Annotated in this window: 19 protein-coding genes; 12 read left to right on the forward strand and 7 right to left on the reverse strand. The window is 50.1% G+C overall.

Going from position 1 to position 24,394, the window contains the following annotated elements; translation table 11 throughout:
• Window positions 1–6: 6 nt before the first annotated feature.
• The 5 genes from CWI70_RS03505 to CWI70_RS03525 are packed head-to-tail and all read right to left on the reverse strand — an operon-like array spanning window position 7 to window position 5,534.
• Complete coding sequence (locus CWI70_RS03505; protein WP_126770612.1) at window positions 7–771, reverse strand: SDR family oxidoreductase; 765 nt, start codon at window positions 769–771, stop codon at window positions 7–9.
• 9 nt (window positions 772–780) lie between these two features.
• Complete coding sequence (mmsB, locus tag CWI70_RS03510) at window positions 781–1,677, reverse strand: 3-hydroxyisobutyrate dehydrogenase (RefSeq protein WP_126770614.1); 897 nt, start codon at window positions 1,675–1,677, stop codon at window positions 781–783.
• 39 nt (window positions 1,678–1,716) lie between these two features.
• Complete coding sequence (locus CWI70_RS03515; RefSeq protein WP_126770616.1) at window positions 1,717–2,838, reverse strand: enoyl-CoA hydratase/isomerase family protein; 1,122 nt, start codon at window positions 2,836–2,838, stop codon at window positions 1,717–1,719.
• Between the two features lie 28 nt (window positions 2,839–2,866).
• The gene (locus CWI70_RS03520; protein ID WP_126770618.1) at window positions 2,867–4,024 is read right to left on the reverse strand and encodes an acyl-CoA dehydrogenase family protein; all 1,158 of its coding nucleotides are present in this window, start codon (window positions 4,022–4,024) and stop codon (window positions 2,867–2,869) included.
• Window positions 4,025–4,034: 10 nt separating this feature from the next.
• The gene (locus CWI70_RS03525) at window positions 4,035–5,534 is read right to left on the reverse strand and encodes a CoA-acylating methylmalonate-semialdehyde dehydrogenase (RefSeq protein ID WP_126770620.1); all 1,500 of its coding nucleotides are present in this window, start codon (window positions 5,532–5,534) and stop codon (window positions 4,035–4,037) included.
• 129 nt (window positions 5,535–5,663) lie between these two features.
• On the opposite strand from CWI70_RS03525, the gene CWI70_RS03530 reads away from it, so the two are divergent.
• Together CWI70_RS03530 and CWI70_RS03535 are read left to right on the forward strand one after the other, a co-directional pair.
• On the forward strand, window positions 5,664–6,584 hold the full coding sequence (locus CWI70_RS03530) for an AraC family transcriptional regulator (protein WP_126770621.1): 921 nt from the start codon (window positions 5,664–5,666) through the stop codon (window positions 6,582–6,584).
• A 12-nt stretch (window positions 6,585–6,596) separates the two neighbouring features.
• Window positions 6,597–7,448 carry an EamA family transporter gene (locus CWI70_RS03535; RefSeq protein WP_126770623.1) on the forward strand — a complete coding sequence of 284 codons (852 nt, stop codon included), beginning with the start codon at window positions 6,597–6,599 and terminating at the stop codon, window positions 7,446–7,448.
• Here CWI70_RS03535 and CWI70_RS03540 read toward each other — a convergent pair.
• On the reverse strand, window positions 7,445–8,623 hold the full coding sequence (locus CWI70_RS03540; protein WP_126770625.1) for an acetyl-CoA C-acyltransferase: 1,179 nt from the start codon (window positions 8,621–8,623) through the stop codon (window positions 7,445–7,447). The genes CWI70_RS03535 and CWI70_RS03540 overlap by 4 nt on opposite strands.
• A gap of 247 nt (window positions 8,624–8,870) precedes the next feature.
• Here CWI70_RS03540 and CWI70_RS03545 point away from each other — a divergent pair, with 247 nt between their 5' ends.
• The 10 genes from CWI70_RS03545 (at window position 8,871) to CWI70_RS03590 (ending at window position 22,129) form a co-directional block, all read left to right on the forward strand.
• Window positions 8,871–9,290, forward strand: a complete 420-nt coding sequence (locus tag CWI70_RS03545; protein WP_126770627.1) for a MerR family transcriptional regulator — start codon at window positions 8,871–8,873, stop codon at window positions 9,288–9,290.
• 2 nt (window positions 9,291–9,292) lie between these two features.
• Complete coding sequence (locus CWI70_RS03550) at window positions 9,293–10,462, forward strand: isovaleryl-CoA dehydrogenase (RefSeq protein WP_126770629.1); 1,170 nt, start codon at window positions 9,293–9,295, stop codon at window positions 10,460–10,462.
• A 14-nt stretch (window positions 10,463–10,476) separates the two neighbouring features.
• Window positions 10,477–12,084: a carboxyl transferase domain-containing protein gene (locus CWI70_RS03555; protein WP_126770631.1), complete on the forward strand. Its 1,608-nt coding sequence runs from the start codon at window positions 10,477–10,479 to the stop codon at window positions 12,082–12,084.
• 11 nt (window positions 12,085–12,095) lie between these two features.
• Complete coding sequence (locus CWI70_RS03560; RefSeq protein ID WP_126770633.1) at window positions 12,096–12,884, forward strand: enoyl-CoA hydratase/isomerase family protein; 789 nt, start codon at window positions 12,096–12,098, stop codon at window positions 12,882–12,884.
• Complete coding sequence (locus CWI70_RS03565) at window positions 12,881–14,848, forward strand: acetyl-CoA carboxylase biotin carboxylase subunit (RefSeq protein WP_126770635.1); 1,968 nt, start codon at window positions 12,881–12,883, stop codon at window positions 14,846–14,848. The genes CWI70_RS03560 and CWI70_RS03565 overlap by 4 nt, the downstream gene beginning before the upstream one ends.
• A complete protein-coding gene (locus tag CWI70_RS03570; protein WP_126770637.1) occupies window positions 14,848–15,747 on the forward strand; it encodes a hydroxymethylglutaryl-CoA lyase in 900 nt (299 codons plus the stop codon). The genes CWI70_RS03565 and CWI70_RS03570 overlap by 1 nt, the downstream gene beginning before the upstream one ends.
• Window positions 15,748–15,765: 18 nt before the next feature.
• On the forward strand, window positions 15,766–17,715 hold the full coding sequence (locus tag CWI70_RS03575) for an acetoacetate--CoA ligase (protein ID WP_126770639.1): 1,950 nt from the start codon (window positions 15,766–15,768) through the stop codon (window positions 17,713–17,715).
• An 8-nt stretch (window positions 17,716–17,723) separates the two neighbouring features.
• Entirely contained in the window at window positions 17,724–19,952 is a 2,229-nt protein-coding gene (locus CWI70_RS03580; protein ID WP_126770640.1) for a putative bifunctional diguanylate cyclase/phosphodiesterase, read from the forward strand.
• A gap of 9 nt (window positions 19,953–19,961) precedes the next feature.
• Complete coding sequence (locus CWI70_RS03585; protein ID WP_126770642.1) at window positions 19,962–21,605, forward strand: electron transfer flavoprotein-ubiquinone oxidoreductase; 1,644 nt, start codon at window positions 19,962–19,964, stop codon at window positions 21,603–21,605.
• A 119-nt stretch (window positions 21,606–21,724) separates the two neighbouring features.
• Window positions 21,725–22,129 carry an H-NS family histone-like protein gene (locus CWI70_RS03590; RefSeq protein ID WP_126770644.1) on the forward strand — a complete coding sequence of 135 codons (405 nt, stop codon included), beginning with the start codon at window positions 21,725–21,727 and terminating at the stop codon, window positions 22,127–22,129.
• A 64-nt stretch (window positions 22,130–22,193) separates the two neighbouring features.
• Here the strand turns inward: CWI70_RS03590 and CWI70_RS03595 are convergent, their stop codons facing one another.
• Complete coding sequence (locus CWI70_RS03595) at window positions 22,194–24,245, reverse strand: S9 family peptidase (protein ID WP_126770646.1); 2,052 nt, start codon at window positions 24,243–24,245, stop codon at window positions 22,194–22,196.
• Window positions 24,246–24,394 lie beyond the last annotated feature (149 nt).

The raw sequence follows: 24,394 nt of genomic DNA on the forward strand, positions 1-24,394 counted from the left end.
TTCCGGTTAGAGTCGGACGCCTCCGTCTATTTCTATCACACGACCACTGAAAAAGTCATTTTCAATGATGTAACGTGCACTATGCGCAATCTCGTCCGGCTGGCCCCAACGACGCAGTGGCACCATGCTTAACGCACGTTCGATAGCTTCAGGCTTCATCGCTGCAGTCATTGGCGTTTCAATAAAGCCCGGTGCAATCGCGCCACAACGGATACCGAAACGGCCCAACTCACGCGCCCAAGTCACGGTCATAGCGACCACACCAGCTTTGGTCGCGGCATAGTTGGTTTGGCCAATATTACCGGCCCGAGCGACACTGGAAATATTAATGATGACGCCACCGTTGCCTGCTTTTGCCATATGCGCCGAGGCTTCGCGACCACACAAAAAGCTCCCGGTAAGGTTAACGTCGAGCACTGATTGGAATTGCTGCAATGGCATCTTGTGCGTGATCTCGCCGTCTTTGCATTTGATGAGCATGCCGTCGCGCAAGATACCTGCGTTGTTGATTAATACATTAATGCCACCAAAGTCAGCAACGATACTATCAAAAACAGCTTCCACGGCCGCTTCATCAGTGACATTGGCCACATAGCCTTTGACTTGCTTAGCGCCCTTGTCTTGGCAAATCTGCTCGGCTTCACTCAAGGTTTCTTGATTCATGTCGATCAGTGCTAACGCTGCACCTGCAGCGGCAAAATGCTCAGCCATAGCGCGGCCTAGCCCTTGGGCGCCACCAGTGATAACAATCGTGCTTTTTGCTAATTCCATCGAATACTCCTACTTCTTCATTTGTGGCGTAACATACTTGAAAATGCTCGAAAAGTCTTCTCGACCATGACCAAGTTGCGCCCAACTACGATAAAGGTTCAGCGTCAGTGAGCCCATTGGCGTGCTCGCACCACAACGCAGCGCAGCTTGTTGTGCTAAGCCTAAATCCTTTGCCATCAGGTCAACCAAAAAGCCACCTTGATAATCGTTGCTTGATGGTACGCCGTCCATCACGCCAGGGCACGGGTTGTACACTTCAAGGGTCCAATTGCGACCTGAGCTTTGTAACATGATTTCTGACAATACTTTCGGATCAAGACCATGAGCAATACCGAGTTGTAGTGCTTCAGACGTTCCCGCCATTAATACCGACAACAGCATGTTGTTGCAGATCTTAGCAACTTGTCCGGCACCGGCATCGCCCGCACGAAAGACATTCTTGCCCATGCCGTTGAGGACATTGCGCGCTTCGTCCACGGCACTCTCGTCGCCGCCACAAATAAAGGTCAAGGTACCTGCTTTCGCACCACCGACACCGCCTGACACTGGCGCATCAATAAAGCGAATACCATGGGGCGCGAGCTCAGCACTCAATTTACGTGCAGTTTCTGCACTGATAGTGCTGCAATCGATGACTAAAGTGCGCTTACTTAACTTGTGCTGCAGGCCCTGTTCGCCCAAATACACGGCTTCAACATGGTGGTCAGCAGGTAGCATCGAGATCACGAAATCGGCATTTTCGGCCACGTCTACCAACTGCTCGGCAACGCCGCACCCTGCCTCGCGCGCTTGCGCTAAAGCTGCGTCTGATAAATCGAAGACCGTTACCTGATGACCGGCTTTAACAAGGTTAGCAGCCATCGGGCCGCCCATGTTGCCCAATCCAATAAATCCAACTTTTGCCATTGTTCTTCCCCTTTTCTCTGCTCGAGTTAGCGAGCTAAGTTAACGACCTAGGTCCGCCAAAGGATGTTGTTCTTGTGCCCAAGGTGAAGTGAAAAATGCATCAACTTCTTCAGCATCGACTTCACCGACGTTGGCATGTTGCCACTTGGGTTGTTTATCTTTATCAATCAATAGCGCGCGAATACCCTCGGCAAAATCACCACGCGTGGCGCACTTCACCGACAAGGTCAGTTCTAAGCGGAAGCAATCTGCTAACTGTAGATCTTTACCAAGGTGCAGTTGGTTCCAGACAATGTGAGCCGTCATCGGGCAACCTTGCGCTAAGGTTTTGGCGGCCCGGCTGAGCCACTTATCGTCGCTCTCAACTGCAGTGATAGCGGCAACCACTGATTCAATGTCAGCACCGCCCGTCAACTCTTTGATCAAAGCATGGTGCTGTTCGACTTGCCCTGCTGGACGCAGTTTACTGTCATGTTCACCTACTTGACTCAAGACGTCGGTGACTTTTTGCTGGTTCAAGCTCTGTGTTTCGCCCCACTGCACCGCTGCCAACGCTTCTAAAACCTGTTCTCTATGTTCGCGCGCAACAAAATGATCGGCCAACTTCAAAAACAAAGCATCAGTGGCGTTCATATGTGCACCGGTCAGACCTAAGAACAAACCACAGCCTTCTGGCATGCTGTTCAAAAAGTGCGTAGCTCCGACATCAGGGTACAAGCCGATGGTGATTTCCGGCATGGCCAACAATGAGGTTTCGGTCACCACACGATGACTGGCACCATTCATTAGGCCCATGCCGCCACCCATAACAATGCCATCGCCCCAAACAATAAAGGGCTTTGGAAAGCTATGAATGGTGTAATCGAGGCGATACTCTTGACCAAAAAAATCGGCCACTTCATCGACGAGCTCACCGGGTTGCTCTTTCATCGCTTTGTACATGGCAACAATGTCGCCACCTGCACAAAAGGCCTTTTCGCCGGCACCTTCAAGCCAAACACAAGCAATGTCATCGTCGCCTGCCCAAGCATCCAACTGCGGTTGCAGCAGTTGGATCATGTCGAGGCTTAAGGCGTTCAGTGACTTTTCTGAATTTAAGCGTGCAATACCAATACGTTTGCCGCTCTCGGTTGTGCGTTCTTCAAATTGCACTACGCTCATGCAAACTCCCTAGCTACTGAAACAATGCTTACAGAATGGCACGGTCGATGTCAGCCAACAGGCGACGACCAATGATAACCCGCATGATTTCGTTGGTACCTTCCAAAATCTGGTGTACACGTACGTCACGCACATGGCGCTCAAGTGGGTATTCTTTGATGTAACCGTAACCACCATGGATTTGCAGTGCTTCGTTACACACTTGGAAACCTACATCAGTGGCAAAACGCTTCGCCATCGCACAATAAGTGGTTTTATCAGCGTCGTTGTTATCGACTTTAAAGGCCGCTAAACGCACCATCTGACGAGCTGCCACAAGTTCAGTGGCCATATCTGCAAGCTTAAACTGTAAGGCTTGGAACTGGCCGATTTCTTTGCCGAACTGGGTACGTTCCAACATGTAGTTGCGCGCAGTTTCGAGTGCTGCTTGCGCCGTACCTACCGAACATACCGCGATGTTAATCCGACCGCCGTCAAGGCCCATCATGGCAAATTTAAAACCTTCACCTTCGGCGCCGAGTAAATTCGCCGCAGGAATGCGTACGTCTTCAAAGGTCACCAAGCGCGTTGGTTGCGCATTCCAGCCCATCTTATCTTCTTTTTTGCCGTAGCTAATACCCGCTGCGTCGGCAGGTACCACAAAGGCCGAAATGCCTTTAGGACCAGCTTCGCCGGTACGGGCCATCACTACTAGTACGTCAGTACTACCGGCACCTGAGATAAACATTTTCGAGCCATTGATAACGTACTCATCGCCTTCTTTCTTCGCGGTAGTACGCAGACTTGCAGCGTCAGAACCTGAACCTGGCTCAGTCAGACAGTAGGAACCAAGCTTTTCGCCGGTCACCAACTCTGGTACCCACTGCTCAATCACTTCTGGCTGTGCGAAAGAGCCGATCATCCAGCTCACCATGTTATGAATGGTCATCATCGCAGTGGTTGCGGTGCAACCCATCGCTAGCTGTTCAAAAATCAGCGCCGCGTCGAGGCGACTCATGCCGAAACCACCCGCTTCTTCTGGGGTGTACATGCCCATAAAGCCCATTTCACCGGCTTTCTTAAAGACTTCAATCGGAAAGTGCGACGTTTCATCCCACTCTGCCGCATAGGGAGCGAGTTCTTTCTCGGCAAAAGCCTTCGCCGTATCGACAAAGGCCTGCTGGTCATCCGTTAAATTAAAATCCATGCCTCACCTCTTACTTCAAGTGAATGGTCATATTAGGGCCGCTGGCATCGGCGATATCGCTCTCGAACCAACGTGCAGTAATGGTTTTGGTTTCACTGTAGAAACGTACTGCTTGCTTACCGTAGGCGTGCAAATCGCCAAAGAACGAGCCTTTCCAACCGGTGAACGAGAAGAACGGCAGTGGTACCGGAATGGGAATATTGATCCCTACCTGACCCACTTCAACTTCGTGCTGGTATTTACGTCCTGCAGCGCCGCTAGCGGTAAAGATAGAGGTACCGTTACCGTATGGGTTTGCATTAACCAACGCAATGGCTTCTTCAAGCGTTTCGGTGCTGGTTGCACACAGCACTGGGCCAAAGATTTCGTTCTTGTAGATTTCCATGTCCGTTGTCACGTCACTGAACATGGTTGGGCCTACCCAGTTGCCGTTCGGGAAGCCTTCAACTTGGCAGTCACGACCATCAACCAGCAAGCTGGCGCCTTCAGCTTGGCCTTGCTTAATAAAGTTCTCGACGCGCTGCTTCGCTTGCGGGCTGATTAACGGGCCATAGGCCGCGTCTTTATCATTCCATGCGCCAGGACGTACTTTCTTCAACTCTGCAGCAATCTCTGGGATCCATTCTTTCGCGGCACCAACAAATACCGCCACTGAAATCGCCATACAACGCTGACCGGCAGCACCTACTGAGGCACCAACCAAGTTGCTGATCACTTGACTCTTGTTGGCATCAGGCATGATTACGCAGTGGTTCTTCGCGCCAGCGAAAGCTTGCACGCGCTTCATGTTCTCGGTACCACGGCGATAAATGTATTGGCCTACTGGCACTGAACCAACAAACGAAATCGCGCGAACCGCTGGTTCATCAAGAATAAAGTCCACTTGGTCTTTAGCACCATGAATCACTTGCAACACGCCCTTCGGCGCGCCAGCTTGCTCAAACAATTCAACTAAGCGTGTTGGCGTTAGTGGATCTTGCTCAGACGGCTTCAGGATAAAGGTGTTACCACAGGCAATCGCCAGCGGGAACATCCATAGCGGAATCATGGCAGGAAAGTTAAACGGGGTAATACCGGCGCACACACCCAACGGCTGCGTGTAGCTGTAGGTATCGATACCGCGGGCTACGTTTTCAACGGTTTCGCCCATTACCAGCGATGGAATGTTCGCCGCATGCTCAACCACTTCAATACCGCGCCAAACATCGCCTTTCGCATCGTCAAAAGTCTTACCGGTTTCGCTGGCAAGGATTTCGGCGATTTCATCATGGTGCTCTTTTAGTAACGCTTGATAGCGCATCATCACCCGTGCGCGCTCAGAAACTGGCGTTTCTTTCCAAGTTAAGAATGCCTTTTTCGCACTGGCTACCGCCGCTTCCATTTCTTCTTGCGTTGCGCAAGGCGCTTTAGCAATAACTTCTTGAGTTGCTGGATTGGTAACATCAATCCATTTGTCAGTTTTCGATTGCACGAATTCGCCATCGATATAAAGGGGGACCTGTTGCGTCATGGAAATAACCTCATGTTCTGTTTTTAATGACCCGTATTTAAGCATTGAACGGGTCGCTTTAACATTGACGATTTTGCCCCTATAATGGACAAAATTGTTATTTTAAACCTTTTCTCGGATGACAAGCCTATGAGCCAACCTTCGGCCTGGCCGTTACCCTCTGGTAGTTCACGTGTGGTGATGCCGCTAGAACTCATCGAGCACTTAGCTGGGCACCCGCTGACCCGCCATCTTTTTCCTCTTGCTTATGGTCATTACATTGCTGCCAAAGGCCATCATGTAGAGCGCGACCAGCACACCGATTACTTACTCATTTTTTGCCATCAAGGGCGCGGTAATTATCGTATTACCACCCCGCAAGGTAATGTCACGGGCGAACTTTCAGCAGGTCAGCTGTTATTGTTACCAGCTGGTTTTCCGCATCGTTATCAAGCCCATAGCGATGATCCTTGGAGTATCTACTGGGCTCACTATAGCGGAAGCTCCGCAGCTAAAAGCATGGACTTCCTTGGTCTTTCTTCGACCGCTGAGTCGGCCAAGTTTGTACTCACCTTAAGCGCTTGGCAAAACCTGCTTCCCATCGTCACCACGCTACTAAATTTACAGCACCAACGCTGGCAACGACATAATGCCGTCATCGCTGCCACCTTGTTGCAACAGCTGTTGGCGCAACTACCGCAGTTAGCCGAGCAAGCCCAGCAGTATCATAGTTTTGACCTGCTTGCGCTCGAACGGTTCATGCAAGACAATAGCCATCGCGATTTAGATCTCGAAGATCTTGCCGCTGTTGCTGGCTTGTCGCGCTACCATTTCGCGAAAAAATTCAAAACCGTCACAGGTACGTCGCCAATGCGCTATTTCAATGAGCTCAAAATTAAACTCGCCTGTCGGCAGCTTGATACCAGTACCGCCACCGTGCGTGCGATAGCGCAAAGCCTTGGCTTCGATGACCCGTATTACTTTTCGCGACTGTTTAAAAAAGTCATGGGCGTTGCTCCAAGTGACTATCGCGATAGCCACCAACCGCAAGCCTCGTCACCACAACAATAGGAGCAATTTTCCATGTGGATCCTTTGGGCCGTCACTTTACTTTGGGCCGCCAGCTTTTCGCTCATCGGCGAATTTTTAGCTGGTCGCGTTGATGGCTATATCGCCGTATTTATCCGCATGGTCTTAGCCCTGCTGCTATTTTTACCGCTTTGGCGACCACGCCGTTTACCGCTCACGAAACAACTTGCTCTTGCTGGTATAGGTGCCATTCAAATTGGCGTAATGTATTTATTGCTCTACCATGCGTTTTTGTATTTGAGTGTCGCCGAAGTTCTACTCTTCACCATTTTCACACCGCTGTATGTCACGCTCATTGACGATGTGATTTTCCAACGTAAACATTTACCCTTACGTTGGTGGCTCGCTGCCGGATTAGCCGTACTTGGTGCCGCAGTCATTCGCTTTAACACCTTAAGTGATAGTTACCTTTACGGTTTTCTACTCATCCAAGGCGCGAACCTTTGTTTTGCCGCTGGGCAAGTGTTCTACAAACGCTTACCACTGGGTAACGCTCGCAATCAGGTGCATGTCTTCGCCTTATTTTTTATCGGCGCTACCCTCGTTACCGGTCTTGCAATGCTCGCCTTTGCCAATGTCGAGATGCAGCCCACAAACGTTTTACAATGGGTAATCTTATTGTGGTTAGGGCTCGCTGCCTCGGGTCTCGGTTACTTGGCTTGGAACCTAGGGGCGAAGCGCGTCAACACGGCGCAGCTGGCGACCATGAACAACATGCTGATCCCCGCAGGCCTGTTGGTGAACTTCGTTTTTTGGGGGCAAGATGTCGATTGGCTGCGCCTCGCACTCGGAGCTGCGATTTTGGCCAGCTCCGTTTACCTTGCCTCCCGCAAACCTGTGGCTTAAAGCATTTCGACCGCAACGGCCACCGCTTCACCGCCGCCAATACACAACGACGTGACACCGCGCTGTTTGCCCTGACGCTTCAGGGCATGCAGCAAGGTGACCAACAAACGCGCGCCACTGGCGCCAATTGGATGACCTAAAGCGCAAGCACCGCCGTGCACATTCACTTTGCCATGATCAAGCTGCATTTCTTGAATCGCGAGCATGGTCACCATGGCAAATGCTTCGTTGATCTCCCACAAATCCACATCGTCTTTTTGCCAGCCGACGCGTTCCAATAACTTTGTCATGGCGCCAATCGGCGCTACGGTAAATTCAGCGGGCGCCTGCGAGTGCGTTGCATGCCCCACCACGCGCGCTAAAGGCTGTAAACCACGGGCTTGCGCATCACTTTCACGCATCAACACCAATGCCGCAGCACCATCCGAAATCGAACTTGAGTTCGCCGCAGTAATCGTGCCGTCTTTGGCAAAAGCAGGACGTAAGCCTGGAATCTTCTCCGGCATCGCCTTACCCGGTTGTTCATCAATGCTCACCGTCACGTCGCCCTTGCGCGTGCTATAGGTCACATCAACAATCTCGTTAGCAAACGCACCGTCTTTGATAGCGGTTTGCGCACGATTTAACGATTCAATTGCAAACGCATCCATCGCTTCACGATCCAATTTGTAATCGTCAGCCGTGCCTTGAGCGTAACACCCCATCGCTTTGCCTTCGTAGGCATCTTCCAAGCCATCTAGCATCATGTGGTCATAAATCGCGTCGTGCCCCATACGGAATCCCGCACGAGCCTTTTTCAGCAAGTACGGAGCATTCGACATGCTTTCCATACCACCAGCAACAACAACGTCGGCAGAACCCACATGCAGTAAATCATGAGCAAACATCACCGCCTTCAAACCTGAGCCACAAACCTTATTAATGGTCGTCGCACCGGCACTCTGTGGTAACTCCGCATACAAGCTCGCCTGCCGCGCTGGCGCTTGGCCTAGTCCCGCGGGTAGCACGTTGCCCATAATGACTTCGTTTACATCACTTGCTTGCAGACCGCTCTCAGCAACGGCTGCTTTAATCGCTGCGGCACCAAGGTGCGGCGCATCAACCGCGCTCAAGCTACCTTGGAAACCACCCATTGGCGTACGTTTCGCCGCCACAATCACCACAGAATCAGACATAAATACCTCTTAAAACATTGAAAGCGCTGTTTGCTGTTCGCTATTCGAAAAGCGTTGTTTGCTATTCGCTGTTTGCACGCTCACTGCGTTCGCTTTTCGTTGAAACAAAAACAAAAAACGCTCTAGGTTTAAACAAACAGCGAACAGCAAATAGCAAACATCGCTCTTCGCTCTTCGCTTTTAACCTTTACGTTAACGTCAACTTGATTTAAGCTTAACGCTCTACCACTACCGAATGCAAGCAAAAATGAACGATACCACCACCTACAGCATCGGCGAATTGGCACGGGAATTTGACATTACCACCCGCAGTATTCGCTTTTACGAAGATCAGGGCCTGTTGACACCAAGTCGGCAGGGACAGACACGCCTTTATACCAACAAAGACCGTGTGCGCTTAAAACTCATCTTACGTGGCAAGCGCCTCGGCTTTTCACTCGCCGAAACGAAGCGTTTGTTTGATCTGTATGACATGGAAAACAGTAGTGCGCGTCAGTTACAAACGATTTTTGAGTTGATCGATGAGAAGCGTGCGTCGCTGCATCAACAACTTGAAGACATTAAAGTTATTTTAGTGGAATTGGGTAATTTAGAAGAGCGTTGCCGCGATGAGTTAAACGAATTGCAAGACGCCAATGCCCAACCAGCCAAAGTTAGCCAGGAGTAGTTATGATTAGCCAATTCAGTAGTTTAAATTTTGGGCTCGGTGAAACCGCCGACATGATCCGTGAAACGGTAAATGCATTCGCACGTGACGAAATCGCTCCGCGGGCAGCAGAAATTGATGAAAGCAACGAATTTCCGGCTGATTTGTGGCGCAAATTTGGCGATCTTGGCCTACTTGGCATGACCGTACCAGAAGAATACGGTGGTTCTGGCCTTGGCTATCTTGAACACGTTATCGCGATGGAAGAAATCAGCCGCGCATCGGCCTCAGTCGGTTTGAGCTACGGCGCGCATTCGAATCTTTGCGTCAACCAAATTGCCCGCAATGGTAACGAAGCGCAAAAGCAAAAATATCTACCGAAACTTTGTACCGGTGAACATGTCGGTGCCCTTGCCATGAGTGAGCCAAACGCCGGTTCAGATGTGGTGAGCATGAAGCTTCGTGCTGAACTTAAAGGCGATCACTATGTGCTGAACGGCAACAAAATGTGGATCACCAATGGTCCTGATGCCGATGTCCTCGTGGTTTATGCGAAAACCAGCCCTGATAAAAATTCGCGCGGCATTACCGCATTTATTATCGAAAAAGACTTCCCTGGTTTCCGCACCGCACAGAAGCTCGATAAACTGGGCATGCGCGGTTCCAACACCTGCGAGCTTGTATTTGAAGACTGTAAAGTACCAGCTGAGAACATTCTCGGCGAGCTTGACGGCGGTGTAGAAGTGTTAATGAGTGGCCTTGATTATGAGCGCGCCGTCCTTGCCGCAGGCCCAATTGGTATTATGCAAGCCTGTTTAGACGTCGTCGTACCTTATATTCACGATCGCAAACAATTCGGTCAAAGCATTGGGCAATTTCAATTGATCCAAGGTAAAGTCGCCGACATGTATACCCGTACCAACGCGGCGCGTGCCTATGTGTATGCGGTAGCGCAAAGCTGTGATCGCGGCGAAACCACTCGCAAAGACGCCGCTGGTGCGATTCTGTACGCAGCAGAACTTGCCACACAATTAGCGTTGGATGCGATTCAGTTGCTTGGCGGCAATGGTTATATCAATGAGTACCCTACCGGCCGTTTGTTGCGTGACGCTAAACTCTACGAAATTGGTGCTGGTACGTCAGAAATTCGCCGTATGCTGATTGGTCGTGAACTTTTTAGCGAATCCGCTTAAGCAGGAGCTCTATTGTGACGGTATTAACCAGTTCGATTAATCCGAAAGACGAAACGTTCTTGGCCAATGTCAAAGCCATGCAAGAAGTGGTCGATGATCTTTATCAAAAGGTCGACGTGATCAAACAAGGGGGCGGCCCGAAATACCAAGAACGCCATTTAGCACGTGGTAAATTACTTGCGCGTCAACGTATTGAGAAACTGCTCGACAGTGGTTCGCCTTTCCTTGAAGTTGGCCAATTTGCCGCTTGGGAATGTTATGACGATACCGTACCGGCCGCTGGTGTCGTTGCCGGCATCGGTACCGTAGAAGGCGTGCAATGCATGATCGTTGCCAATGATGCCACGGTGAAAGGCGGCACCTACTACCCGCTGACCGTGAAGAAACATTTACGTGCACAAGAAATTGCTGAACGCTGCCACCTGCCGTGCATTTATTTGGTGGACTCAGGCGGTGCGTTCTTGCCACGCCAAGACGAAGTATTCCCCGATCGCGACCATTTTGGCCGGATTTTCTTTAATCAAGCCAACATGTCAGCGAAAGGTATTCCTCAAATCGCCGTGGTCATGGGACTATGCACCGCTGGTGGTGCCTATGTACCAGCCATGGCGGACGAAAGCATTATCGTCAAAGAACAAGGCACGATTTTCTTAGCTGGCCCGCCACTCGTGAAGGCGGCGACCGGTGAAGAAGTCAGCGCTGAAGAGTTAGGTGGCGCCGACGTGCATACGCGGGTTTCTGGCGTTGCTGATCACTATGCCATGAATGACGAACATGCCCTCGCCTTGGCGCGCCGCTCGGTGGCACGTTTGAACTATCAACCAGCGCAGCCATTAACGCCGAGTGAAGTCAAACCACCGCGTTACGCTGCTGAAGAGTTGTACGGCATTGTTGGCACCGACTTACGCAAGCCTTACGACGTACATGAAGTCATCGCGCGCATTGTTGATGACTCCGACTTTGATGAATTTAAACAGAATTACGGTACTACATTGGTCACTGGATTCGCCCGCATTCACGGCTATCCGGTTGGTATTGTTGCCAACAACGGTATTTTATTCTCCGAGTCGGCACAAAAAGGCGCACACTTTATTGAACTCTGCGCGCAGCGCAACATTCCCTTGGTGTTTTTACAAAACATCACGGGCTTTATGGTCGGTAAAAAATACGAAGCCGAAGGTATCGCTAAACATGGTGCCAAAATGGTGACCGCAGTGAGTTGTGCGCAAGTGCCAAAATTTACCGTACTGATTGGCGGTAGCTACGGCGCAGGTAACTACGGCATGTGCGGTCGTGCTTACGACCCGACGCTCATGTTCATGTGGCCGAATGCACGTATTTCCGTGATGGGCGGCGAACAAGCAGCGGGAGTCATGGCGCAAGTTACCAAAGACAATATGGCGCGCAAAGGTGAAAAAATGTCTGCCGCGGCAGAGAAAAAACTTAAACAGCCGATTGTCGAGCAATATGAACAGCAGGGACACCCCTATTATGCTTCCGCCCGCTTGTGGGACGATGGCATCATCGACCCTGCACAAACACGCACCGTGCTCGGCTTAAGCCTTGCTGCCGCTAACAATGCACCGATCGCCGAAACCAAGTTCGGCGTGTTCCGCATGTAAGAGGAGGCTGCATGAATTATCAGTATATTACGCTCGAAACCAGCAACGGTGTTGCAACGCTGACGTTAAACCGCCCAGAGGTTCACAACGCCTTTGACGACGTTATGATTGGTGAGCTTATCGATGCCCTCACGCAGGTCGATCAAGACAATGAAGCTCGCGTGCTCGTGTTACGCTCTAATGGCCGCAATTTTTCTGCTGGGGCAGACCTTGGCTGGATGCGTTCCATGGCAGACAAGAACTACGACGAAAACATTGCTGACGCCAGTGAATTAGCGCGACTTATGGCGACTCTGGACGAACTCAGTAAACCCACGATTGCTTTGGTGCAAGGTGCCGCTTTTGGTGGCGCTGTTGGTCTTGCTGCATGCAGCGACATCGTGCTTGCCGAAGAACGCAGTAGCTTTTGCTTAAGTGAAGTGAAAATTGGCCTCATCCCCGCGGTGATCAGCCCTTACGTTATGCGTGCCATCGGTACCCGACAGTCACGCCGCTATATGCTCACGGCGGAACGATTTAGTGCCGCCCAAGCACAACAAATGGGCTTGGTGCACGATATTGTCGATGATTTTGACAGCGCCCTCGATGACTTACTTGCCACGTTTTTGGCGAATAGTCCTGCAGCTGTTAGCGCCTGTAAGCAACTCATCGCTGACATCGACCAACAACCCATTGCCGCTGAAAGTCAGCGTCTCACCATTGAGCGCATTGCTGAGATCCGTGTCTCAGCCGAAGGTCAAGAAGGCCTAACTGCTTTTTTAGAAAAACGCAGCCCGAACTGGAAAAAGGATCCGCAATGATCAATAAATTGCTAATTGCTAACCGCGGCGAAATTGCCTGCCGCATCATGCGCACGGCGCAAGCGATGGGCATCAGTACCGTTGCTGTCTACTCGGCTGCGGATCGCCACGCACAACATGTGCAAATGGCCGACGAAAGCATTTTCATTGGTCCTGCACCGAGTGCCGAGAGTTACTTGGTGATCGATAAAATCATTGCTGCCGCCAAACAAACTGGCGCCGATGCGATTCACCCCGGCTACGGCTTTTTATCTGAGAACGAAGCCTTTGCCGATGCTTGTGCTGATAACAACATCATCTTCGTTGGCCCGCCAACCAGTGCAATCGCTGCCATGGGCTCAAAAAGCGCCGCCAAGTCGATCATGAGTGAAGCTGAAGTACCTTTAGTGCCGGGTTATCACGGCAACGAACAAGGTGTTAAGAAACTCAAGTCTGAAGCCGACGTTATCGGTTACCCGGTGCTACTGAAAGCAGCCTACGGTGGCGGTGGTAAAGGCATGCGCGTGGTTGAAAGCGCCAAAGACTTCGATGAAGCTTTACAGTCTGCCAAACGTGAGGCAAAAGCCTCGTTTGGTAACGATAAGATGCTGGTGGAAAAATTTATCACACGCCCACGCCACGTCGAAATTCAGGTATTCTGCGACCAACATGGCAATGCAGTGTATTTAGCGGAACGCGATTGCTCCGTACAGCGTCGCCACCAGAAAGTCATTGAAGAAGCCCCTGCCCCGGCCCTTAGCGAACGTACGCGCAAGGCCATGGGTGAAGCTGCCGTGCGCGCGGCACAAGCCATCGACTATGTAGGTGCCGGTACCGTTGAGTTCTTACTCGACACGGATAACAGCTTCTACTTCATGGAAATGAATACCCGTTTGCAGGTTGAACATCCAGTGACCGAAATGGTCACCGGCCAAGACCTTGTCGAGTGGCAATTGCGCGTTGCTAGCGGTGAAACATTACCACTCGCACAAGATCAAATCATGTTGCATGGCCATGCCTTTGAGGCGCGGATTTATGCCGAAGATCCGGCCAACGACTTTTTACCAAGCACCGGTACCTTGCATCATTTGCGTACGCCACAAACCTCAGCACATGTGCGGATTGATAGCGGTGTCGTCGAAGGCGACGAAGTGAGCGCGTTTTATGATCCAATGATCGCCAAACTCGTGGTCTGGGGTGAAGATCGCACCATTGCGCTGCGCCGCTTACTGCAAGCTTTGGATGACTATCGGATTGCTGGCGTACGCGCCAACATTGATTTCTTGCGCGCGATTGCGCGACACAAGGACTTTCAACGTGCTGAACTCACCACGCGCTTCATTGAAAAGCATCACGATGCATTGTTCCAAGCGCCTACCGCGGCAACCATTGAAGACTACGCCGTGCTCGCTACCTTAGCCGAGAACCTGATTGAACAAAGTTCTGCCAATGATGTGTGGCGTCATGCCCGTAACTTCCGTTTGAATCAACCTGCGCAATTTAGCTTGCAACTGCAACATAATGAGCAGGACTACAATGTTAGCCTCACGGCAACAGCAACCGGTTGGCGGAGCAACTACAATGACAGTAGTTGGCAGGGCGAACTTTACGGCGACCAGCTCAAGGTTAGCAAAGACGGACATAGCTTTAACGTCTATGTGATGCATACTGAACACGATATTACCGTATTTTCGAGCGCCTTGAGTGTACGCTTTGCTCGGCATTTAGTCGCCGACACCTTAGCGCAAGACACGGCTGCGGGTTCGATGAATGCTCCGATGAACGGTACCATCGTTGAAGTGCTCGTGAAGCAAGGCGATAACGTCGAAGCTGATCAGGCCGTCGTGATCATGGAAGCAATGAAAATGGAATACACCATTCGTGCCAGCCACGCCGGTACCGTTGAGCAAGTATTTTACGCCGCAGGTGACCTTGTTAGCGATGGCGCTGAGTTAGTCAGCATCAAAGCAGAAGAGGCAGAATAATGTCGGAACGCATTAAAATTGTTGAAGTTGGCCCACGCGATGGCCTGCAGAATGAGCAGGCTGTTACTACTGCCGCCAAAATTCAACTGGTGAATGATCTCGCGCTTGCCGGTGTCGATTACATCGAAACAGGCTCTTTTGTGAGTCCCAAATGGGTGCCGCAAATGGCTGACAGCGGCGACGTCTTTGCCGGGATCTCACGTCAATCTGGCGTTACCTACGCAGCATTGACGCCAAATCTGAAAGGCTTCGAGGCCGCGATGGCCGCGCGCGCTGACGAAGTTGCGATTTTCGGTGCGGCCTCAGAGGGCTTCAGTCAGAAAAACATCAACTGCAGCATTGCTGAAAGTCTCGAGCGCTTTACCCCGGTCTTAGCTGCGGCGGCTGACAATGGTCTAAAAGTCCGCGGTTACGTGAGCTGCGTGTTAGGTTGCCCCTATGACGGCGACATCGCACCGGATCAAGTTGCATGGGTCGCAGAAAAGCTTTATCAAATGGGCTGCTACGAGGTCTCATTAGGCGATACGATTGGCGTTGGCACGCCATTAAAAGCCCAGCGCATGCTCGAAGCCGTCGCCGCCAAAGTACCGATGGAAAAACTTGCGCTGCACTTTCACAACACCTACGGACAAGCGCTGGCTAACATTGCCAGCTGTTTGCCACTTGGCGTTCGTACCATTGATAGTGCTGTTGCCGGACTCGGTGGCTGTCCTTATGCCAAAGGCGCCAGTGGCAATGTTGCTAGCGAAGATGTCGTGTACATGCTTCATGGTATGGGCTACGACACCGGTATCGATTTAGCGCAACTGATCACTGCTGGAAAGCGTATCTGCAGCAACTTGGGCCAACAACCACGCTCAAACGTTGCGCTAGCCGAAATCGCCAAACACTCAAATTAAATCTACGGGGGCCAGAAAATGACAACGAAAATGCTGTGGCAACCTTCAGCGGACACTATTGCCGATGCGCGTATGACGCATTTTATGCAATGTCTGAATCAAGACCAAAACTTAGCGCTCGCCAACTACCACGATTTACATCAATGGTCGGTCGAGCACAGTGCAGACTTTTGGCGTTATGCATGGGATTATCTTGAGGTTATCGGCGAGCCAGGCAACCGTACGGTGGTCGACCAGGACAAGCTCCCAGGCGCACGTTGGTTCCCTGATGCTCGCCTAAATTTCGCCGAAAATCTGATGCGCTACAACGACGAGCGCATCGCCTTAGTGTTCCGTGGTGAAAATGGCGCACGTCAAGCATTGAGCTACCAAGAGTTACACCGTCAAGTTGCTCTTGTTGCAGCGCATCTGCGCAGTTTAGGGGTACAAAAAGGCGACCGTGTTGCCGCGATGATGCCCAATTGCTGTGAAACGATTATCGCTATGCTGGCCACCACCAGTTTGGGCGCCATTTGGTCATCGTGCTCACCCGACTTTGGTGTGCAAGGCGTACTCGACCGTTTCGGTCAAATTGAACCGAAGATTTTACTTACCGTTGATGGTTACTTCTACAATGGCAAAACCATCGATATCAGCGACAAGACCAGTGCCATTCGCGCGCAATTACCAAGCCTCAAACAGACGATTTTTGTCGCCTTCGCCGAGCTCGAGCAAGAGCTCCCCGAAGCCAGTTCCGGTTGGCACGCTATTGTTGCGAGCAAGCATGAAACGCCCGCTTTAGAATTCGTGCAGACAGACTTTAATCATCCGCTTTACATCATGTTTAGTTCAGGCACTACCGGCGTGCCCAAATGTATCGTGCACGGCGCCGGTGGCACCTTATTGCAGCACTTAAAAGAACATGCGCTGCACACCGACATCAACCGCGATGACGTGTTTTTCTATTTCACCACCTGTGGTTGGATGATGTGGAATTGGCTCGTGTCTGGCCTTGCCCAAGGCGCCACGTTGGTGCTGTTCGACGGCTCACCTTTTTACCCGCAACCGAGCGTGTTGTGGGACATTGCCGACCAAGAAGGTATTAGCGTGTTTGGCACCAGTGCAAAATACCTGTCTGCGCTCGAAAAAGCCGAGTGTAAACCACGCACCAGCCACCAACTTGACGACTTACGGGCTATCCTTACCACAGGTTCGGTCTTGGCACCTGAAAGCTTTGATTATGTTTATCGGGATATCAAAACTGATCTTTGTTTATCATCCATTTCAGGTGGTACCGATATCGTTTCTTGCTTCGCCTTGGGTTGCCCTATCCTGCCCGTTTACCGTGGTGAGCTGCAATGCCGCGGGTTAGGCCTCGATGTGCAAATTTTCAATGAACAAGGGCAAGCGGTACGCAACGAAAAAGGCGAACTCGTGTGTCGCAATAGCTTCCCATGTATGCCGTTAGGCTTTTGGCACGACGACAGTGGTGAGCGCTACTTTAATGCCTATTTTGCGCGTTTTGACAACACATGGGCCCATGGTGACTACGCCGAGCTTACCGATCACGACGGCGTGATTATTTATGGCCGTTCCGATGCCGTACTCAATCCGGGTGGTGTGCGTATTGGCACCGCCGAGATTTATCGCCAAGTCGAAAAAATTGATGCCGTACTCGAAAGTATTGCGGTCGGTCAGCACTGGCAAGATGACGAACGTGTAGTGCTATTTGTACGGTTACGTGATGGCATAACCCTCGACGACGAGTTGCAACAGCAAATACGTAGCACCATTCGCGCCAATGCAACACCTCGGCACGTACCTGCGGTGATTGCTCAGGTCAATGACATTCCACGGACGATTAGCGGTAAGATTGTTGAGCTTGCCGTACGGCAGGTGATTCACGGTGAGCAAGTCAAGAACACTGACGCGCTAGCTAATCCGGATGCCCTGCGTGAGTTCGCCAACCGTTCTGAGCTGCAGGAGTAGTCAGCAAGATGCAAGTGCGTTGGCGGTTGGTGCGACGGTTACTGCTGATCTTTTTTATCGGCTGTGTGTTGACCCTAGTGTCAACCCGGTTCATTTTGCTCGCCGAAGAACAAACCATCCGCCAACGTTTAAGCGACGACAGCCGTCAGGTTGAGCATCAATTACGCCAGATGATGCTCAACTATGCCTTTGCTACCGAGTGGACTGCGCGTAGTCTTGAAGTTGGTGGTATCGACTATGCTAAACAACTTAGTGACGAAGCAGCTTCGCTATTTCTTTATTACCCTTCTTTGCAACGCATTCTGGTTTTCGACACTGATTTCAACAAGCAATTTGAACGTTTCCGCGATGCTGAACAAGCGCTACCGGCGCAAGACTTTTCAACCAGCATCATTGCTGAGAACTTACGCCAAGAACCCGCCTTGCCGCACGCACAAAGTGCACCGGCACAGAACTTTTCTGAAAACCCAGCCGATATTGTCATTGCACTGCCGTTCAATACTGCAGAGCAGACGCATTACCTACTCTTGGTCGTCAACATTCATAAACTTTTCGATCAGTTGATCCGCCAGCAAATTACTGAAGGGTATCAAGTTGCGGTAAAACTGAATGAACAGACCATTTATCGTTTTGCTGGCACTGACGATCTGCGTGATAAGTGGTTAATCGAAAGGCCTTTGGTGTTTGCAATTAATACATGGGAATTAGAGCTTTGGCCGACGGCAGCAAAGCTTGCCGACATGTATTCAGCGAGCGCTAAGCTGGTCTTTTTTGGAGGATTAATACTGACCGCGGGCGGGTTAGTACTTGGCTGGCGTTCGCATCGTTTACACAAAGCGGTGAAAGAGCATCATCAAGAAGTAAAACAGTTGCGCAAGCGTCTGAAAAACATGCATGCGACCGAAGCTCAGTTGGTCTTTTTATCCGACCACGATGCGCAAACTGAATTGCCCAATAAAAATGGCTTAGCCCACCATCTTGAGGGCCTGCTCGAGCGCTGCGCCACCGAACAAAAGAACTTAAGTTTACTGATCATTAGTATTGATTCGTTAGCTGAGCTCAATCACGCGCTTGGCCATCCCGTTGGCGATGAAATCATTCAACGCATTGCCCAGCGCATCAACAAAGCCGTACCGGCGTCGGTATTTTTGGCGCGCACCAACATTGATACCTTTGTTGCCGTGAATACTACCGAGGACTGGGGACATTTAGCACTCGACCTCGCACGAACAATTCGTGAAGCGATTCGTCCGCAGTTGTTTATTGATGAACACGAAATTTACTGTTCGACATCCATAGGCATTGCACTTGCGAAAGACGCCAACTACCAACTCGAGACGCTCCTGCATAATGCCGATGCCGCCCATTATAAAGCCAAGCAACAAGGCTTTTTCGGCATTGAACAATACCAACCGGAACAACGCTATGCGCTAGGTGAGCGCCGCGAACGATTACATGCGTTGCGAATTGCGCTCGATAAACAAGAGTTGGAGTTAAGCTACCAGCCGATTATCCAGCTCCGAAACCAACGTGCTGAGGGAGTTGAAGGGCTCATACGGTGGCGCACTAAAACCGGACAAGTCATCGAACCCCAGCAATTTTTGCACCTGATGGAGCAAACCGGACTCATTTTTTCGCTGACTGAATTTGCCATTCGAACGGCGTGCCAACAGTTAAAACAATGGCATAGCGAAGGTATAGAGCAACTCACTATGAGCCTGAACTTTTCCTTACGCCAACTCACTATGCCCGAGCTACCGCAACTTCTCGAGCAACACATCAAGCGTGCCCAACTCGCCCCTGAGCACCTGCAGCTTGATATTAATGAGGCCGTGTTTCTGCAACTTTGCCAACATCATCACAGCACCTTAGATTGCTTTAAAAAGCTTGGCGTACGACTCTGTGTTAACCTGTTAGGGGTGAGTCATCAATTGCTTCAGGCCATGGAACGTTGTACGCCACAGGCCTTTAAAATAGCGCCGGAATTAATTGCGGAAATCCCTAACGATGTCGTGCAAACCGAACTCGTTGAAAGCATCATCCGTCTAGCGCAAAATTCACATTGTCAGGTCATTGCTGTTGCCGTTGAACATCAACAGCAAATCGACTTTCTAAAACAACGAAACTGTTATCTAGCGCAGGGGAACTTGCTAGCCCCACCGCTTACGGCAGCACAATTAGGTCGGCTGTTAAGCGCTCCATTCGTCGGGCAACAGCCACCATCAGCGTCTTTATAGGAGTCCATTATGCAACGCGAAAGTATGGAGTTTGATGTCGTCATTGTAGGTGCAGGTCCCGCAGGTCTTGCCACTGCAATCCGCCTTGCGCAACTTGCCCAAGAGCAAGAACAAGAACGCATGATCTGCGTCGTTGAAAAAGGCTCAGAAGTCGGCGCACATATTCTCTCTGGCGCGGTTTTTGAAACCCGCGCGCTTGACGAGTTACTGCCCAACTGGAAGGAACTTGGCGCGCCACTTTCGACACCGGTCACCGAGGACCACATTTTTTACTTTAACGGTGCCGAGTCCGCACGTCGGCTACCCAACTTCATGGTGCCGAAAACCTTCCACAATGAAGGCAATTACATCACCAGCATGGGCAACGTTTGCCGCTGGTTAGCTGAACAGGCCGAAGCTCTGGGTGTCGAAATTTTTCCTGGTTTTCCGGCCGCTGATGTCATCATTGAAGACGGCAAAGTAGCGGGCGTCATTACCGGCGACATGGGGATTGCTGCTGACGGCGAGCAAAAAGAGAGTTTCGAACCAGGAATGGAGCTCCGAGCGAAGTATACCGTCTTCGCTGAGGGCTGCCGTGGTCACTTAGGCAAACGCTTGCAAGATGAGTTCAAACTCAACGACGACGCTTCGCCACAGCACTATGCCATCGGCTTCAAGGAAATTTGGGATATTCCTGCTGAACAGCACCAACCGGGTCTTGTGGTCCACAGCACAGGCTGGCCATTAAATGACGATGCTACGGGCGGTGGTTATCTTTATCACGCCGAAGACGGTCAAGTTTATGTCGGCCTTATCGTTGACCTTAATTACGCAAACCCTTACTTGAACCCGTTCCAAGAGTTTCAGCGCTTTAAAACACATCCAGAGATTGCCAAAGTCTTGAACGGCGGTAAACGGGTGACTTATGGCGCACGAGCGATTGCTAAAGGTGGCTTTTATTCGCTACCTAAAATGACCATGCCGGGTGGCTTGCTAGTAGGCTGTAATGCTGGCACGTTGAACTTCGCAAAAATCAAAGGTAATCATACGGCAATGAAATCCGGCATGTTGGCGGCTGAATCGATTCACGAAGCCTTAACTGCTGAGCAGGCGCAGACTGAACTTACTGGCTTTATTGATAACTTTAAAGCGTCATGGCTTTACGATGAACTTTATCGCTCACGCAACTTCGGTCCAGCTATTCATAAGTTTGGTACTTGGTTTGGCGGAGCGTATAACACGATTGATCAAAACTTTTTCGGCGGTAAATTACCTTTTACGATCAAAGATCAAACTGCCGATTATGCGAGTTTAGGAAAAGCGAGTACCTATTCACCGATTGATTATCCAAAACCCGATAATAAATTAACCTTTGACCGCCTATCGTCGGTCTATTTATCGAATACCAATCACGAAGAAGATCAGCCCTGCCATTTAAAACTTCAGGATGCTGATATTCCCTTGACGGTAAACTTACCGGAGTATGCAGAGCCGGCACAACGTTATTGCCCTGCTGGCGTTTACGAAGTCGTTGAAGAAGATGGGCAAGCGGTCTTTAAGATTAATGCGCAGAATTGTATTCATTGCAAAACCTGTGACATTAAAGATCCAAGCCAAAATATTACTTGGGTAACTCCAGAAGGCACCGGCGGTCCTAATTACCCTAATATGTAAATACGTTTTCTATCAATTCGCACTCGCTGTATGATATCGCCGACGACAAAATAAGATTGTCGTCGGCGTTTCTTTTTCATCTAATGTAATTTCTTTTTATAACTTTGGAAGTAACAACAATGAGTGACTTTTTAGATATCCTGACGCACGGACGTCGTCTTAAAGCTGCGGTAAAGGAATTATCTATTCAAGAATTAGAACAAGTCGAACAAAAGTTAGTGAAAGTTATTGCTGACCGCCGTGAAGAACAGGCCGAATTGAAGAAACTTGAAGCTGAAAAACAACGAAAAATTGAAGAGCTTCGTGAAGCAATGGCTGCTGCCGGAATCGACGCATCAGAGCTATTGCAAGGCGAGGTTACAAGCACCAGCAAAGCTAAACGCAAGCGTGCGCCTAAGCCAGCAAAATATGCCATTGTTGATGCGAATGGCGAACGCAAAACTTGGACCGGCCAAGGTCGCATGCCCAACGCATTGAAAGATGCATTGGCCAAAGGTAAAAGTCTCGACGATTACCTTATTTAATAAACTCAATATCGGGCTCCGCTCGCAGGTGCAAGCGGAGCCAACTTGTTTCGTCGATGTTCGTTTATTCAGAAGCCTCTTCAGAGGCTTTCTTAAGCTCAGGGTCGTACTTCTCGAACCAATCACGAGTCATTAATTGCGTACGTAAATAATTAGAGGGAATCGAACCTGTTCCGTGATATTCGCCTTTCATAGCAACGAGCCGAGTTGGCACCCCACGCATTTTTAATGCTGAGAAATATTGCTCAGCTTCTTCAAAAGGTGTGCGGAGATCCTTATCCCCTGTCATTAATAAAACAGGTGTGTTGACATCGCCAACCATCTGCAATGTTGAATCTTTCAGCCAAGCGTCAGGTTTTTCCCAAAATGGTTCATCAAAAAATCGATACACCCAAGCCGGTACGTCAGAATAGCCTGCCATAGCGATCCAGCTTGTAACAGGACAACGGGATACAGCACTATTGAATCGATCAGTAACCGCAACCAAGTAAGTGGTTAGCACTCCTCCCCCAGAACAACCGGTTACAAATAAGCGATTAGGGTCTACCAAGCCAGTTTCAATAGCAGTATCTACACCAGAGAGTAAATCGCTACCATCTTTGGGGCCGGGGTACATTCCTTGGATTGCGTTCGCAAATTCGGCGCCATACCCAGTGCTCCCCCGAGGATTGGTGTACAGCACAATGTAACCATTAGCGGCAAAGTCTTGGAAGGTAAAGTTAAAACCAACGTTATACATAGCGTGAGGTCCGCCATGAATATAGAGCACCATAGGGTATTGTTTATTTTCCTCGTAGTTGGGCGGCATGACCATCCAGCCTTGAACTCGCGTGCCATCGTCGCTGTCGTACCAGATTTCTTTCACTTCTCCGAAATCCGTATTCGCAAAAATGTCATTATTAAGTTCAGTTAATTTTTTCGGCGCAGATTTACCATCAATATAGACATCGGCGGGCTGCTGAGCTGATGAGCGCACGTATCCCAAGGTACCATCTTTCGCAATAGAATCTAAGCCAACAACTTGCTCGCCGCTTGTAATTGCCTCAACCTCGCCTTGGAGATTGACTCGGTGTATGTTGATACTCCCATGCTTACCATAAGTAAAATAAAGAGACGTAGAACTTTCATCCCATAACATAGCTTCCGGTGCGCCAGCTAAGTCTCCCACCAAACGACGTTGCCGAGTGCCATCAATGTTCATGATGTACATGTGAGTATGTCGGTACGTATCATCTGCCCATTCCGGTGCACCAATGTAAGCAACGTGCTTGCCATCTGGTGATACCATCGGAGAGTGGAAATAACCATCGTGCGAAGTCATCGCTTCGACCTCACCCGAGGATAATTTAACTCGGTATATTAGAGATTTAAAAACATCGATATCGGAATTCTTTTGGGGTTGTCCATCGAAGTAAAGGTATTTACCATCTGCACTCCAAGATAGGTTCCCCCCAGTCGCTATAGCCCCAAGCCGACGCAGAGATACATTCCACTCTCCATGCGTTAACTGTTTTGCTGTTCCTCCATCAGTCGGTACGATGAAAACGTGATCAAAGCCGGTATTCGTCATACCGATACGATCTTGCCGATAGTGCAAGGTATCCATTACCAAAGGATCGTCATTCCATTTTGCCCCTGGTGGTTTTCCGGGTAGTTCCATACTCCACTTATTACTCTTAATTGTCCGTGCAATGTAAGCAATGTATTTACCGTCTGGCGACCACGCGTAATTACGCGGCGTTAATGCATGATGTGTAATTTGCGATGTAGCAGCAGTACTATCCATAAATCGCACGAAGAGCTGCGGAGAGCCATTCTGCCCAGAAGCAACATAAGCAATACGGTCACCATTCGGTGACCATTTAGCGTTGCTACCCTTCAGCAAAAAAGCATGCTTGGTTCCATCCGGTTGCACTTGCCATATTTCGCTGTCTAATGTGTCGTTGAACTTATCGATGCGGGTTCTATTGTAAAGTACGAGACTAGCATCAGGCGCTACTTGAACATCACTAGGACGCTCAAAATCAAGCCACTGCTCAGTTTTTAATAGTTGCCCAGCCAATGATGGCAGACTAACTGATAATGTAACTAAGGCAACAAAAAAGTATCTTTTCATATTATTATCGTTCCCATTTAACGAATCTAATAAGATCACTAGCAAGTAACGAGTAAACTATCAAGCAACCGTATACTGCGAATGGGGCGGACTAACTGATTTTAGCGGTAAGTTGGATATCGAATAATCACAAAAAAGCCCCAGTGTTC

The sequence above is a fragment of the Pseudidiomarina homiensis genome (genome assembly GCF_003987225.1).
Lineage (GTDB): Bacteria > Pseudomonadota > Gammaproteobacteria > Enterobacterales > Alteromonadaceae > Pseudidiomarina > Pseudidiomarina homiensis.